Annotated in this window: 17 protein-coding genes and 1 tRNA gene; 9 read left to right on the top strand and 9 right to left on the bottom strand. The window is 61.7% G+C overall.

Annotated elements, in window-relative coordinates; all coding sequences use genetic code 11:
* Positions 1-19: 19 nt before the first annotated feature.
* Positions 20-778, top strand: a complete 759-nt coding sequence (locus RI518_RS00660) for an FkbM family methyltransferase (protein WP_310689126.1) — start codon at positions 20-22, stop codon at positions 776-778.
* On the opposite strand, the gene RI518_RS00655 is transcribed toward RI518_RS00660, so the two are convergent.
* Genes RI518_RS00655 through RI518_RS00640 form a run of 4 tightly spaced genes read right to left on the bottom strand, consistent with a single transcriptional unit; the run spans position 775 to position 4,446 of the window.
* Positions 775-1,632, bottom strand: a complete 858-nt coding sequence (locus RI518_RS00655) for an inositol monophosphatase family protein (protein WP_310689125.1) — start codon at positions 1,630-1,632, stop codon at positions 775-777. The two genes, RI518_RS00660 and RI518_RS00655, sit on opposite strands and share 4 nt — an antisense overlap.
* A complete protein-coding gene (locus tag RI518_RS00650; protein ID WP_310689124.1) occupies positions 1,629-2,729 on the bottom strand; it encodes a glycosyltransferase family 4 protein in 1,101 nt (366 codons plus the stop codon). Before RI518_RS00650 ends, RI518_RS00655 begins: the two co-directional genes overlap by 4 nt.
* A complete protein-coding gene (locus RI518_RS00645; RefSeq protein WP_310672372.1) occupies positions 2,726-3,664 on the bottom strand; it encodes a lysylphosphatidylglycerol synthase transmembrane domain-containing protein in 939 nt (312 codons plus the stop codon). Before RI518_RS00645 ends, RI518_RS00650 begins: the two co-directional genes overlap by 4 nt.
* 35 nt (positions 3,665-3,699) lie before the next feature.
* On the bottom strand, positions 3,700-4,446 hold the full coding sequence (locus tag RI518_RS00640; RefSeq protein WP_310672371.1) for a CDP-alcohol phosphatidyltransferase family protein: 747 nt from the start codon (positions 4,444-4,446) through the stop codon (positions 3,700-3,702).
* Between the two features lie 222 nt (positions 4,447-4,668).
* Here RI518_RS00640 and RI518_RS00635 point away from each other — a divergent pair, with 222 nt between their 5' ends.
* The 3 genes from RI518_RS00635 (at position 4,669) to RI518_RS00625 (ending at position 6,251) form a co-directional block, all read left to right on the top strand.
* On the top strand, positions 4,669-4,824 hold the full coding sequence (locus RI518_RS00635) for a hypothetical protein (protein ID WP_310689123.1): 156 nt from the start codon (positions 4,669-4,671) through the stop codon (positions 4,822-4,824).
* A 247-nt stretch (positions 4,825-5,071) separates the two neighbouring features.
* Positions 5,072-5,563, top strand: a complete 492-nt coding sequence (locus RI518_RS00630) for a DUF6036 family nucleotidyltransferase (RefSeq protein WP_310689122.1) — start codon at positions 5,072-5,074, stop codon at positions 5,561-5,563.
* 612 nt (positions 5,564-6,175) lie between these two features.
* A tRNA-Arg gene (locus tag RI518_RS00625) sits at positions 6,176-6,251 on the top strand.
* Between the two features lie 49 nt (positions 6,252-6,300).
* On the opposite strand, the gene RI518_RS00620 is transcribed toward RI518_RS00625, so the two are convergent.
* From RI518_RS00620 to RI518_RS00610, 3 genes are read right to left on the bottom strand one after another with little or no spacing between them, the layout of a single operon-like run.
* Positions 6,301-7,245 carry an aldo/keto reductase gene (locus RI518_RS00620; RefSeq protein WP_310689121.1) on the bottom strand — a complete coding sequence of 315 codons (945 nt, stop codon included), beginning with the start codon at positions 7,243-7,245 and terminating at the stop codon, positions 6,301-6,303.
* An 18-nt stretch (positions 7,246-7,263) separates the two neighbouring features.
* Positions 7,264-7,851, bottom strand: a complete 588-nt coding sequence (locus RI518_RS00615) for a DUF6069 family protein (protein ID WP_310689120.1) — start codon at positions 7,849-7,851, stop codon at positions 7,264-7,266.
* A complete protein-coding gene (locus tag RI518_RS00610) occupies positions 7,848-8,870 on the bottom strand; it encodes a DMT family transporter (RefSeq protein ID WP_310671141.1) in 1,023 nt (340 codons plus the stop codon). The genes RI518_RS00615 and RI518_RS00610 overlap by 4 nt, the downstream gene beginning before the upstream one ends.
* A gap of 127 nt (positions 8,871-8,997) precedes the next feature.
* Between RI518_RS00610 and msrA the strand changes: the two genes are divergently transcribed.
* The 5 genes from msrA (at position 8,998) to RI518_RS00585 (ending at position 13,079) form a co-directional block, all read left to right on the top strand.
* Positions 8,998-9,522: a peptide-methionine (S)-S-oxide reductase MsrA gene (gene msrA, locus RI518_RS00605; RefSeq protein WP_310689119.1), complete on the top strand. Its 525-nt coding sequence runs from the start codon at positions 8,998-9,000 to the stop codon at positions 9,520-9,522.
* 142 nt (positions 9,523-9,664) lie between these two features.
* Positions 9,665-10,063 carry a single-stranded DNA-binding protein gene (locus tag RI518_RS00600; protein ID WP_310689118.1) on the top strand — a complete coding sequence of 133 codons (399 nt, stop codon included), beginning with the start codon at positions 9,665-9,667 and terminating at the stop codon, positions 10,061-10,063.
* A gap of 65 nt (positions 10,064-10,128) precedes the next feature.
* Positions 10,129-10,629 carry a DUF6993 domain-containing protein gene (locus RI518_RS00595; protein ID WP_310671146.1) on the top strand — a complete coding sequence of 167 codons (501 nt, stop codon included), beginning with the start codon at positions 10,129-10,131 and terminating at the stop codon, positions 10,627-10,629.
* A 5-nt stretch (positions 10,630-10,634) separates the two neighbouring features.
* Positions 10,635-12,317, top strand: coding sequence for an energy-dependent translational throttle protein EttA (gene ettA / locus RI518_RS00590; RefSeq protein ID WP_310689117.1), 1,683 nt, complete (start codon positions 10,635-10,637; stop codon positions 12,315-12,317).
* Positions 12,318-12,362: 45 nt separating this feature from the next.
* On the top strand, positions 12,363-13,079 hold the full coding sequence (locus RI518_RS00585) for a hypothetical protein (protein WP_310689116.1): 717 nt from the start codon (positions 12,363-12,365) through the stop codon (positions 13,077-13,079).
* Here the strand turns inward: RI518_RS00585 and RI518_RS00580 are convergent.
* Entirely contained in the window at positions 13,076-13,489 is a 414-nt protein-coding gene (locus RI518_RS00580) for a globin (protein WP_310689115.1), read from the bottom strand. The genes RI518_RS00585 and RI518_RS00580 overlap by 4 nt on opposite strands.
* Positions 13,490-13,493: 4 nt before the next feature.
* Entirely contained in the window at positions 13,494-14,453 is a 960-nt protein-coding gene (locus RI518_RS00575; protein WP_310689114.1) for a mechanosensitive ion channel family protein, read from the bottom strand.

Here is a 14,453-nt window from a genome sequence, read left to right as displayed (position 1 = left end):
CTGTCCTAGGCTACCCACCGTGGAGAAAGAGACCAACAGCCAGCGCGTCGCGCGCTGGTGGGGGTTTTCCCGCTCGCTCGTGGTGTATCTGAACCCCTTCATCATCCGCGCCTGGCGCCGGTTCTATCGCACCCTGCTCACCCCCGGAGATGTGGTCATCGATGTGGGTGCTCATTTGGGGACCCGGGCGCGGGCGATGCGCTCGGTGGGAGCGCGGGTCATCGCCCTCGAGCCGCAGCATCCTTTCACCGCTTTCCTCCGCGCCACACTGCCGCGGGACATGGTGTTGATTAACGCCGCAGCGGGCGGCAGCGAAGCCACCGGCCAGCTGGCGGTGTCTTCTCGCCACCCCACCGTGTCATCGCTGCGCACCGATTTTGTGGCCGATGCGGCGAGCGTGGCCGGCTTTGAGCAGGTGAGCTGGAATGACAGCCAAGAAGTCGCCGTGGTCACCCTCGACAGCGTGATCGCCGAGCACGGCACACCCCGCTACATCAAAATCGACGTCGAGGGGTTTGAAGAGGAAGTACTCGCCGGCCTCTCAACGCCCATCGAGCTGATTTCGGTGGAATTTCTCCCCGGCTTTCCCCAGCTCAGCCTCGTCCTGGTCGACCGATTAATGGAACTCGGCGACTACCGATTCAACCCCGTCATCGGCGAGACGGGGCAGTTTGCCTGGGCCGAGTGGAAAAGCGCCGAGGCCACAAAAGAGTGGTTGCACTCGTTGCCGCCAGAGAGTGGCTCCGGGGATCTCTTCGCCAGGAACCAGGCGCCCTAGCCTGTGCCCTCGCCTGCGCCCTCGTTGGCGGCGGTGTCTCGAAGGTGACCGGCGAAGTCAGCGAACAACTCGGGTGTGGCGGCAATGACCGACCCGGTGTCTTCGGGCCGCTCGTGCTGATGCCAGCCCTCCACCACAACTCCGGCCTCTCGCATGATGACCAGTCCCGCGGCGATGTCCCAGGGCTGTAGCGCGCGCTCCCAAAAACCATCCAGTCGACCCGCGGCGACGTAGGCCAGGTCGAGTGCGGCGGCCCCCATCCGCCGCACCCCCGCACAGTGGGGCAGTAGTCGGCTGATATCGGCGGCGTGGTCGTCGATGTGAGCCATCTGACCGAAGGGAATCCCCGTTCCCCACAACGCCTGGTCGAGCTGTGGGGTGTCCGAATGCCTGATCGCGACACCATTAAGAGTCGCCCCGTGACCGACTGCGGCGACGAAGGTTTCGTTCTTCACCGGATCGTGGACGACTCCCAGTTGGTGCTCGCCGTCGACGTCGAGGGCGACCGACACCGCCCAGTGGGCAATACCGCGGAGAAAATTAGTGGTGCCATCGAGGGGGTCAACAATCCACCTCCGTCCCCCAGCGCGGGCGCGGTGGCCACTGGCGTGGTCGCCTTCTTCACCGAGCCAACCGTCTGAGGGTCGCTGGCGGAGAAGGACCCCTTTGAGGTGGGCCTCTGCGGCGAGATCGGCATCGCTGACAAAGTCCCCGGAGCGCTTTGTCGACACGGTGAGCTCCCCGCGCGCCCTCCAGTGACCCAGTAACAACTCGCCCGCTTCGCGGGCGGCCGATTCGGCTAACGCCAGGTCGTCTGTGAAGGCGTGCCCTGGTGCACTGGTCGGATTGCTCACCACCCCATTCTCTCGCGCTGGGCCTCATCCAACACTCCGGCGATGATCCGGGCAGTATCCGACCAGCGGGGAAGGGCCAACCCCGCCTGGTGGGAGGCGGTGGCCATCGCCCGTCGTTGGTCTTCGTCGGTCAACACCCGGCGCAGGGCTGCCGAAAATGCTTCTGGGTCATCCGCGGGGACGAGTATGCCGGCCCCGGGCGCCACCGTGTCGGGTACTGCGCCGACCGCGCAGCTGACGATGGGCAAACCGAAGGCCATCGCCTCGTCAAAGACCATGCCGTAGCCCTCGAAGCGGGTGGCGAGGGCGAACACACTGGCGCGGGAGTAGAGCTCGTGGAGCTCTGTCGTGCTGAGTCCGCCCTCCACCCGCACGCGCTGAGCGAGACCCAGCTCCTCTATTAGCCGGTGTAGCGCGAGGCTGTGGGCCTCGTCGCGTGCCGATCCGGCAATTACCGCCTGCCACGGCAGCGAGGTGATCTCACCCAGGGCCCGGAGTAGGACATCGTGGCCTTTTCTCGGCGACTGGCTCCCGACGGAGACAATGAGCGGAGGACTACCAGGCAGTGTTTCGTAGTGAGGCCGATCCGTACCGGGTCTCGCGACCGTGATCTGACTGGTGGGCACCGCGTACTCATCGACCAGCACTTTCGCCGTTGCCGCACTGGTGGTGATCACCCGCGCGCAGCGGGCGAGGTTTTCTCGTTCGATGCGAAAAAGCTCATCGCGGCGAGCATCATCCAGGTGTCCCTCGAGGGCCAAGGGGTGGTGGATGAGGGCGACCACTGGGGTGTTGGTCACCGCGAGCGCGGCGGCGAACGGGGCGGGCTCCAAAGCCCCCAACGCTAAGCCGTCGATTAAGACAACCCGGAGGTCATCGATGGCGGATAGTTGCGCAATCGCTTCGGCAGTGTCGTGTGCGCTGGGGTGGGGAAATGATGAGCCCCACTCCAGGTGGGTCACGCCGACGCCTCGTTCTCGAAGCTCGTGGATCACCCGGCGGTCATAGACATAACCGCCCGTTGGGGTATCGAGATCACCCGGAATGGCGAACACGATGTGCTGCGCGGTGCTGGGTGTCGAAGCGGGGGGAGTCATCTCTTCACCTGATGGGCGCTGGGGCGAAGAAACCAGAGACCGGGGAGGGCAATGATGATCAGCACCACACCGAAGGCGACACTGGTGGCAAGCCCCTCGGTGGCGCTTAAGCCCGCCAGCGGAAAGGTCACCACGGCAGCCCCTTCTCGAAGCCCCCATCCACTCACCGTGATCGGGATCAGCATGGTGAAGAGGATGAGCGGGACGATGGCCATGGCCACGCCAAATGGCAGATCGATGCCGAGTGCTCTCGCGCACCACACGACTCCGGCGATATTGGTCAGTGCCGTCGCGAGGCCGAGGGCCAGCTGGGCTCCCCACACATTGCGCGCGGTAAGGGCGTGTCGTGCGGTCTCACCGAGTGCGATGAGAAAGTCCCTCGCGCGCGGGGGGAGAAGACGCGCGGAGGCGGCGAGGAGGAAGGGCAACAAGACGGCCAGGGCCAACAGTCCCGCCACACTCCAGGCGAGCCAGCCCGGCCAGGAGAGGCCACCGGGGACGCTCAGGGTGACGCTAAAGGCCACCGCCAGTACCAGCAGCAGGCCCAGTTGTCCTGCGAGGCGCTCGAGCACAACGGCCTGCCCGGAGGCCAGCAGGCCGGCCTGGCTTTTGGCCCGAACGGCCCGGCCGGCGTCGCCTAGAACCCCACCGGGCAGGCTCTGATTGATGATTTGGGAGAGGTAATACTCCTTGATTGCGGTCCTGGCGGAGAGCGTAATTCCCAATTGGGCGGCGGTAATGCGCCAGCGAAGAGCAGAGAGGACAATTTGGAGGCTGAGGGTGAACACCGCGGCGAGAGCCCAGCCGATGTGGGCATCGGCGAGGAGTCGGAGGGCTTCACCGCCATCGACAACGCGCCAGACGAGGGCGAGAAGACCCAGTGCCACGGCGACCTGGGCCACGAAAAGAATGCCCCGGCGGCGACTGGTGTCCATCACTCCATCTTGACCTACCGCCGCGGCCGCAGGTCTTATGGTCGTCGGCGCCACAACCACAGCACGTCTCGGCCAAACGACCAGAGCAGGGCGGCACCGACAGTCAACACCAATGCTGTGCTGAAGATGCCGAGTAATCCGGGCACCTGCAGGGCGATCAGCGCAATGACCTGAACCACACAGATCACTTTGCGCGTCATGCTCTCCGGTAGGGACGCGGCCAGCCACGGCAAGAGCCACGACGCGGCGACAAAGACATAGCGGGGGAGGACGAGCAAGAAGACCACCGGTCCGATGGTTCCCGCGACGAGCGCGCTCGCCGCGAGGATCACCGTGAATGCCGAGTCGACCTCCATATCGAGGGTCTCACCGAAGCGAGAGACCCGATCATTTCGCCTGGCCAACCAGCCGTCGAAGCCATCCAGAGCCAGCGCCACACTGGCCACCGCCACCACCAGCCACGGGTGTACCGGTCCAAAAAGAGCGGCCAGAAGGCTGATGATCAGCGCCATCCGCCCGAGCGTGACCAGGTTGCCTGCCCCCAGTGTGGGGTGGGGAAATCCTCGGCGAAACAACCACAGCGCAAAGCCTGCTGACGCTGCGTACCCGACGCCAGAGACGATGAAGGTCGCTGGCTGCACACCTCCCAGTAGGGCAGCCGACGCGAACGTGACGACGCTGCCGGCGAGAAGCCAAAGGGCCAGTTGGGCCACCGGTGAGAGCTTTGTGGGAGGAAGTGCTACTCGGGGTGCAGTTTCCGAGTCGGCGAAGTAGGTCACCATCGTCGCAGTGTAATTCACCAAATTTTTCCTGCCTGACTGAATGCTCACTGGTGCCCTTATGGATGCTCACTGCCAGGTGGTAGGGGAAAGCCAGGTGGTGAGGTGAATGTGCGCGGGCTCATCGGGCAGGTTGTTACTCCGTCGCACTATTCCACTGAGCGTCGGTCAGTTCCTTGCCACGTCTGTAGGACTGCCCCAGGGTGTCTCGGTGAGGGCGTCTCGGTGACGGGCCTGCCAGAGGCAGGCAGTGTGGTTGTCGAGGGCCCCGACTGGGTGATCAATGTCAGCGCCGACCGGGACGAGGGTGTGCTGGAAACCGACGAGGGCCAAGTCGTCGTTCGTCCTGACGCAGTCGTCGGTGGGGACAACCGCCGGTAGTGGGTTTATGGCGGGGACACTGGCCAGGGTGTGGTTGTTTTCTGAGCCGGCGTTGATGGCAACAGTCACAACGTGAGGCCTAAATGGCTGGGTGTGAGGGCTAAGCACAACGAAGGGCGTGCAAGTATCCTGAAAGGGTGAAAATGACTGACGAGGACAGAGACTTCGCTGTGGAGGCTGGTCGGCGACTCGAGCAGGCCTTCGCTCTGTGTGCGTTCGCTTCTCAACTCGCGGGTAAGGCCGTCCAGTGACCACTTTCGATCCTGCTCGGATTTTTGAGACGCTCGATCGACATGGGGTGGACTACCTCACCATCGGCGCCTGGGCTGTCATCGCTCACGGATACGTCCGTGCAACGGCTGATATCGACTTCATCGCACGCCTTGACCGAGAGAATATGGTTCGCTTGGCGGCAGCTCTCTCGGAGCTAAACGCCCGACTACGCGGTGTTGATGCTGAGAAGCTCGGCATCGACCCCACCAACCCACAGACTCTAGAAAACGGGGCATCTTTCACGATGGACACTGATGCGGGTCCTCTCGATTTCCTCAATGACGTTCCTGGGGCGGTCGAATACGACCAGATGCGCTCTCGGGCGCGCCAGGCGGATGCCGGGGGAGTGTCGGTATGGGTTGTTGGCTACGACGATCTCATTCGCATGAAGGAGGCCTCTGGGCGGGAACAAGACCTTCTCGACATCCATCAGCTGGGTGAAAAGCGATTGTCACCTGATAACTGATTGAGGTCCGTGGTGTCGCAGACCGGGCGCCGAGCTGTCTCGCTGTTCGAGGCGCCGACCGAGTTCTTCCAGGGCGGCCACAATCTTTTCCCGAGTAAAGCCCTCCGGCATCACACAGAGTCCAATTCGGCTGGATCAACGTAGACGTGTCGAATCGCATAATCGGCGGGGGAGGCTTCAAATGCGATTGCTCTAAGACCCAGGGTCTCTGTAGGAAACCATGGCCTCTCGAGAAAACGCCAGTCGTCAGTTGTCCACAGGGGGATGGGCATACCGGCTCGCCTCGCCTCTCTGGCCGCCACACCGGCGAGTAGAGCGTCCCATCGAGTATCACCGGTGCTCGGGGGGTCGCGCAGAAACAATCTCTGATCGTGTGGTTGGGTCAGCGACCGGAAGTCGCTGATTGCCTGTGCCACGAGGCGCAGGCGCGTGCTGAGCGGCTCGGATCGGCAACCCAAACCTTCGCAGATGCTCTGGGCGCAGGATTGCATGGTCTCGAGAGGCCGAGTGTCGTAGTCAGATGTGTAGCCCTGCAGACGTGAGTAACACGCGGGCGATTGCGGCCGGAAAATCCAGGATTTACCCGCCTGTACACTGAGGAGGCAAGGTTTTGCCCTCGTAGCTCAGCGGATAGAGCAGAAGACTTCTAATCTTTTGGCCGCAGGTTCGATTCCTGCCGAGGGCGCCAGTAGGGGTGAGGATGCGTCTGCGTCGCGCATGTGCTGTAGCGATAAAGCCTAAACGGGGGCATTGTCGAGGGCGGCGAGATCCTCTGGGGTGAGCTGAACGCGCTGCAAGAGCGGCGTGACCTGATCGATGTGACTGGCGCTGGCAATGGGGGCGCTCACTCCCGGTTGCTGGCGCAACCACTCGAGGGCCACGGACGCCGGTTCGACACCGTGGCGGTGGGCGACAGCGTGGAGTCGATCGAGCGTGTCGAAGTTTCTGGCAGAAAAGTAGGTGTCGGTCACGCGTTGGACACGGGGGCTCTCGGGCTGTGATTGCCTGCTGTATTTTCCGGTGAGGAAACCACTGGCGAGGGAAAAGTAGGGCAGTCCCGCGAGCTGGTGGGATTCGACGTAGTCGGCCATGCCGGCTTCGTACTCGTCACGGTAGACGAGGTTGTAGTGATTTTGCACGGCGATATAGCCCGGGATGGCGAGGCGACGAGAAATGGCGTGGGCTTCCTGGAGCCTCTCTGGGCTGTAGTTCGACGCGGCGATGTAGGAGACTTTGCCCTGGTCGATCAGTTCGCTAAACGCTCCCAGAGTGTCCTCGAGGGGAACCGTCTGGTCATCGAAGTGCGCGTAGTAGAGGTCGATGGTGTCGATGCCGAGGCGGGCCAAGGATTCGTCTGCTGCCAGTCGGATGTTTTCGGGGCTGAGTCCCGGACGACTGGTCATTTTGCCCACTTTGGTGGCGATCACGACCTCGTCGCGGGCGATACGGGAGTCTCGAAGCCACTGGCCCAACATGAGCTCGGATTCGCCGCCGCGGTTTCCGGGGTGCCACTGGACATACATGTCCGCGGAATCAAAAAAGTTGACCCCCTGGGCAAAGAGGTGGTCCAACAGCGCGTTGGCAGCGCGTTGTTCGTGAATAGACCAGCCAAAGACGTTGGCCCCGAAACACAGCGACGACACCTCGAGGGCGGTGCCGGGCAGGGTGATTCGACTGCTCATCGTCGTGTCGAAGTGGCCCTAGAGCGAGGTGTCGGAGGGGGAACCCTCGGCCGACGCACCCGGGGCCTTCTTGGCCGGGTCTTGTTGGGCAGAATCTTTTGTGGCAGAGCCTTTCTCAGCAGATCCTTTTTCCGCAGATCCTTTCTCAGCAGAGCCTTTTTTGGTCGGGGAATCGGATTCTGCGTTCGGTGTGCTCCCGTTCTTCTGCGCCGGGAGTACTCGCTCGATTAGGGGAATCACGATGGCCCCCGCCACGAGGTGCATACCCGAGAGCCACAAGAATGTGGAGGCGACACCGAGCGAGGCGAACGCGGTGGGAACAAGGCTGAGTGAGAGGCCCACCAGGGTGACAAAGCGCCACGTGTATTTGGGGGTCTTTGTGGCCAGGGCGATAGCCGCCACGATGACACCACCGACGATGGCTTGAAAGACCGTGAATACGGCGGGCAACATCGCGGGGACGGCCATGCTGGGCTCTCCGCCGACACCATCAGGGTCCACCACGAAGGCTTCACCGAAGAGTTCGGCTGCCACGAGGAAAATCACCGAGTTGAGGGCGGCGGCAATGAGAGTGCCGATGACTAGTGGGGTGAAGATCGCTTTCACGAGGGGCCGTCCTTTGGCTGTGAGGGGCTTTCGGGGTTGTGTTCTTTGTCGTATTCGTCGTGTAACCACTCTGGCAGAACAATGGGGCCGGTTTCTATGGCCAAGTCGGCGTAGACGGGTACGGCTTCTCGACGCGCGGTTTGTGCGACGGAAATTCCGATGACGACCAGGATCGCTCCTGCCAGCTGCGCGGTATTGAGCGTCTCATTGAGCCACAACCATGCGACCAGGAAGGCGAAGGCCACTTCGCTGGTGGTCGCAATGCCGGCGGGCGTGGCCGAGAGTAGTCGAATGGACTCGAGGCTCATCAGGTAGGTAATGAAGGACCCCATCACGACGTTCCAGACCAGCAGTCCCCACATCGGTGCCGAGAATCCGGATAGGTTGCCCGATAGTGACACAGACTCGAAAAGCAGTGCGGGGTCGATGTTCCACCACCCGGAGAAAAACGCCCAAAACACGCTTCCGATCGTCATCACCCAAAACATCAGCGCAAGCGGGGAGATCGTTTCGAGCTGGCGCTCGCCGACCAGGAGGTAGATGGTCAAACCGAGTGCGGAGACTAACCCGGCGAGAACTCCGAAGACATTGAGATTCGCGGCCCAAATTTGCGCGACGAGGATAAGACCCCCGATCACTAAACCGATCGCCACCCAAATGCGGGTGCGCACACGCTCCTTAAAGACGACCAGGGCAAAGACGGCGACGAATGGGACCGCGAGATATTCCAACAACAGTGCGATGCCCACCGGGAGGAGTAACACGGCTGTCGCGTAGGCGGCCTGGAGCACCGCCACGCCAAAAATGCCCATCGCGAGGATCGGCACCCACTGGTTGGGTAGCACGCGAAAGGAACGCCGGTCGAGGATAAGTAGCACCAGTCCCGCGATTAATGCGGAGCCGAGGACGCGTAATTGGGTCACTTGGAGCGCGGTGAAACCGGCTTCCATCATCACTTTGGTGACACTTCCGTTCGCGCCAAAAAGGAAGGCCGCCGTGAAGGCGTAGAGGTAACCCACGGGTTATCGAATCACGCCACTACGCAGGTTCACACCCACCAGCATGACACACCGCGGGAAGCCCCCTCGCGCACGAGTCGATTCGACCTTTCGGCGTTTTGGCAGGGGAGTTTTGTATCCTTACATTATGAGAACTTACGTGCTCGCCGGCGGCTGTTTTTGGTGTCTTGACGCGGCTTACCGGGTTCTCCGGGGTGTTCACGAAGTGATCTCTGGTTACACCGGGGGAGAGTCGGATACCCCCACATACGAGTCGGTGTGTACCGGCCAAACCGGCCACGCTGAGGCGGTCGCGGTGTCGTTTGACCCAGAGGTCATCCCCTCCGACGTGATTTTGGACGTTTTTTTCACCATCCACGACCCGCGCCAGCTCAATCGCCAGGGAGCCGATGTCGGTACCCAGTACCGCTCGGCGATGTTTTACCACGACGAGGAAGAGCGGGCGCTGTTTGAATCAGCTCGGGAGCGCGCTGCCGACATGTGGGAGGGCGATGTGGTCACCGAGGTCTCCCCGCTGGGGCCGTTTTACCAGGCCGAGGACTACCACCAAGACTTTTTTGCGAAAAACCCCACCCAGGGCTACTGCTTGGCGGTGGCGGCCCCCAAGGTGAAGAAGGTGCGCCAAAGCTTCGAGGAATACCTCCAGCGCTAAGCCTTGTAGACCCATCTGTCCACACGGTGGGCGGGCTCAGTTAATCTCCCCCTTCCCGGGAGGAGATGAGTACTCCCGCGCGGCTGCTGTCACGGTAGGCCTGCCCACACGGGCGCTACACCGACAGAGACAGGAGACACCAATGAGCACAATGAGCACCGCAGGAGTTGTGGCCACCACGCCGCGTCACGTCACCACCGCCGAAGGTCTCGCCATCACCAGCTTTCGATTGGCGGCCAACCGTCGGCGCTTTGATTCGACAGAAAACAAATGGGTGGATGTCGAGACCAACTGGTTCACGGTGGTGGCTTTTCGACAGCTGGCTCACAACGCCCAGCACAGTATTCACAAGGGCGACCGGGTGGTCGTCGCCGGCAGGCTTCGGGTGCGCGAATGGGAAAACGACAGTTCCCAGGGAACCGCAGTGGAAATCGAAGCGGATTCTCTCGGCCACGATTTACTCTGGGGAACGACCGAATACTCCAAGAACACCCGGCCCGCAGACGATCGCGAGGACGAGGACTCCCTCGAGCGGGTGTGATCGCCCGCTCGAGGGGAAAGGCTCACTCTAGACTGAGGTTTTTGGCTACGGAGAGGACGAGCAGGGTGCACAGTGTCGCAGGGGTTCTCGCGGCCAGTGGGATTCTGCTCGTCCTCTCCGGCTGCGTCGGTGGCGACCAGCCAGCAGGAATCGAGACCGAGGGGGCCGGCGCGACCAACGTCGAGACCGACCAGAGTGACCCCGCGACACCCGGCGGTGTGGCCGCAGAAGGCGAAGAGGTCGCCGAGTTCTACCCCGAACTCTCCGCCGCGGCCAACCTGTCATATTTTGAGTACACGCTGTCTCGCAGCGGGGCCGGAGCCGGCCCAGTGCCCGCCACAGAGTTAGTCGATGCCCTCATCGACGCGGGTTTTGAGACCGGCGACATTGAGGTGACTCCGGAAAACTCACAAATTGCGCTGCCCGCCGACTCGGTGGCGTTGGCGGTGGTCTTCGACGGCGAGTGCCTAGTGGGTCAGTACACCGACGAGTGGTTGGCCGTGGAGGTCCTCCCAATCCTCCCCGATGGAACCTGTCTTGTGCTCCAGCCTGAAACTCTAGACTGATACCTATGGCCGAATTCGTTTACACCATGATCAAAGCCCGTAAAACGGTGGGAGACAAGGTCATCCTCGACGATGTCACCATGTCGTTCTACCCCGGAGCGAAGATTGGCATGGTGGGCCCCAACGGGGCCGGTAAATCGACGATTCTCAAAATCATGGCGGGCCTCGATGAGCCCAGCAACGGCGACGCCACCCTGAGTCCCGGCTACAGCGTCGGCATCTTGATGCAAGAGCCCGAACTGGATGAAGCCAAGACGGTGATCGAAAACGTCCGAGACGGCGTTCGGGAGATCTACTCCAAAGTGGAGCGGTTTAACGAGATTTCTGCCGAAATGGCCAACCCGGATGCCGATTTTGACGCGTTGATGGCTGAAATGGGCACGCTGCAGGAAGCCATCGACGCGGCCGATGCCTGGGACCTCGACTCGCAGTTGGAGCAGGCGCTAGACGCCCTTCGCTGCCCGCCCTCCGATGAGCCCGTGACCCACCTCTCCGGTGGTGAAAAACGTCGCGTGGCGCTGTGCAAGCTGTTGCTGGAAAAACCTGACCTCTTGCTTCTCGATGAGCCCACGAACCACCTCGATGCCGAGAGCGTGCTGTGGTTGGAGCAGCACCTGTCGAAGTATCACGGTGCGGTGATTGCCATTACACACGACCGCTACTTCTTAGATCACGTGGCCCAGTGGATCGCCGAGGTCGACCGCGGACGCCTCTACCCCTACGAGGGTAACTACACGACGTATTTGGAAAAGAAAGCCGAGCGTCTCCAGGTCCAGGGCAAAAAAGATCAGAAACTCGCGAAGCGCCTGGCTGAAGAACTCGACTGGGTGCGCAGTAACCAGAAGGGCCGCCAGGCAAAGTCCAAAGCGCGACTCACCCGCTACGAAGAAATGGCGGACGAAGCAGAGCGCACCAAAAAGCTCGACTTCGAGGAAATTCAGATACCGCCGGGTCCGCGTCTCGGGTCCATGGTCTTGGAAGCGACCGACCTGGAAAAGGGCTTTGGCGATCGGGTGCTCATCGATGGACTGAGCTTTAGCCTTCCCCGGAACGGGATTGTCGGAATTATTGGACCCAACGGTGTCGGTAAGTCCACGCTGTTTAAAACCATCGTGGGACTAGAGCCCCTCGATGGCGGTGAACTCAACATCGGCGACAGCGTCAAAATCAGCTACGTCGATCAGGGTCGCTCGGGCATTGACCCCAATAAGAGCCTGTGGGAAGTGGTCTCTGAAGGTCTCGACATCATTCAGGTCGGAAATGTGGAAATCCCGTCTCGCGCCTACGTCTCCAGTTTTGGGTTCAAAGGCCCCGACCAGCAGAAAAAAGCGGGAGTGCTCTCCGGCGGCGAGCGAAACCGTCTGAACTTGGCGCTTACCCTCAAACAGGGGGGCAACCTGCTGCTGCTCGATGAGCCGACCAACGACCTCGATGTGGAGACCCTCTCCAGCCTAGAAAACGCCCTCCTGGAGTTTCCCGGCTGTGCCGTGGTCATCACCCACGACCGGTGGTTTCTCGACCGCGTCGCCACCCACATCCTCGCCTACGAGGGCACTGAAGAAAACCCGTCGAGCTGGTACTGGTTCGAAGGAAACTTCGAAGCCTACGAAGAGAACAAAATTGAGCGCTTGGGGCCCGAAGCCGCCACACCACACCGCTCGACCTACCGCAAACTCACCCGCGACTAACTCGAGCCACACCCCGTGGTCTAAGCCACGGGGGAGAGGTACCAGATGAGCACGACCCTCACCCTGACATCCACCACAGTGGCCCGCGACATCCAGAGTTTCCTCGGTCGCGCCCGAAGAATTATTGACGGGAACACCAGAATCGTCGCCGGCGATGGCTACGCCCAGTGCTATGTGGGCGTGTTGATGCCCCGAGGCCTACTCGATCAGACCCCGACGGTGTTGGGCTTGCGGGTCGCCGAAATCCCCGCCGACCAGCACTTTGACCACGTGGTTCCCATCGAGTCGATGGTCCACCGAATCGAACAGGCGATCGCTCACGCCGAATCTCGACAGGGCGCCACACAGACGGGTCACACCCCTGTCGAGGTGGAGCTTCCCACCGCAGCGCCCTCTATCCAATGGCCGGCGATGACCCCACCCAGAGAGGGGTGGAAGCGGCGCATGGGCATTACCTCGTCGCTGCTGAAGGACGTGGCGAAAAAAGGAATTGAGGCGATATCCGAAGCAATACCCGATTCGGTGGGCGAATCGGTATTGCAGAAGGTGCGCTCTGAAGTGTGGGGACAACCCATTCCCCACAAAAAGTCCATCCCCTGGGCGGCCGGCTTCGCCGCCGACGCCCTGGGGTTGTTGGAACAGCGCTCGCTCGCCGTCCACACGTCGGGTTACTGGGTGCGCCTGAGCTCCCACCACGGGTACGTCCTCGTCAAAGCCAAGAGTGAACCCGAAGAACTCGGTGAACCAGACCCCAACGACTAATCCTCGAAGGTGTTGACCATACTGAGCGCCGCCCGCTCCAAATAGTCCCAGAGTGTGGCGCGGTGGAGCGGGGAGAGCTCCAACTCATCGACCGCGACTTCCATGTGGGCTAACCACCGCCGCTTCGCCTCGGGGTTGACTTTAAAGGGCTGGTGGCGCATTCGAAGTCGCGGGTGGCCACGCTGCTCTGAATACGTCGTGGGTCCGCCCCAATACTGTTCCAGGAAGGATCGAAGTCGCCAGATGGCTCCCTCGATATCCTCCGGGGGATACATCGGCGAGAGCACCGGGTCGCTGGTGACCCCCTCGTAAAAGCGGCGGACCAGTGTGTCAAAGGTGGCATGACCCCCGACCTGTTCATAAAACGATGGGGCAACCTCGCCCGAATCGTCACTCACCGCGTCACTCATCGCCTCACTCCGGATTCTCGGCTGCTTTGGAAGCGGCGGGCTTGGTAGCGCTACGGACGCCTTGAATGCCGTCGAGAACCATACGATTGAGCGGGGGAAGGTCGATACCCTCGCGGTCGAGGGCTTTCTTGATCCAGGCGTGCAGCGCGCGTTTCGCGGCCCACTGTTCGCCTCCTCGAACCTTGACCACCATGCGGACCACCAGCGCTTCGGCGGAAATGGACTCGATGCCCCAAATTTCTGGCTCCGCGAGGACTTTTCGGCGCCAGTCGGCGTGCTGGCTAAACGCCGTCGCCGTCTCAAATAGCCGGTCTTGGACTTCAGAGACATCCGATTCGTAGGGGATAGGGATATCGACCACCACTCGCGCCCAGTCTTGGCTGTAGTTACCGACGCGAATAATTTCGCCGTTTCTGACAAACCACAGGGTCCCATCGACGTCCCGAATTTCTGTGACCCGAACCCCTAAGCGCTCCACCACTCCGGAGACTTCACCGACATTGACCACGTCGCCCACACCCAACTGGTCTTCAAACACCATAAACAGGCCGTTGAGGACATCACGCACCAGCGACTGGGCACCGAAACCAATCGCCGCGCCCACAATTCCGGCACTGGCGATCAGGGGTGTTACCGAGACTCCCGCCTCGGCCAACACCATTAAGACGACCACGATGCCGACGAGCCACCCGGCGAAAGAGTTCAGCACCGACCCGAGGGTCCTGGTGCGTTGCACCTGGCGCATCGCCTCCACCGGGCTCATCGTGAGGGCTTGGGTGTCTTCGACCCCGTGGCGTTTTTTCACATCGGTGACCACGCGGTTCACGATGCGACTGATGGCAATCCGCAGCAACACCAGGGCGATGGCGCCACCGATGAGGGTGAAGACAATTTGCGCAATCCGCTCGTTATCGCCAAAAAAGTCGACTACAACACTCCACCACTGAGGTTCTTCATCATCCAT

The sequence above is a fragment of the Pontimonas sp. genome, assembly GCF_031581085.1.
Lineage (GTDB): Bacteria > Actinomycetota > Actinomycetes > Actinomycetales > Microbacteriaceae > Pontimonas.
This window is presented reverse-complemented; position numbering and strand designations above follow the sequence as displayed.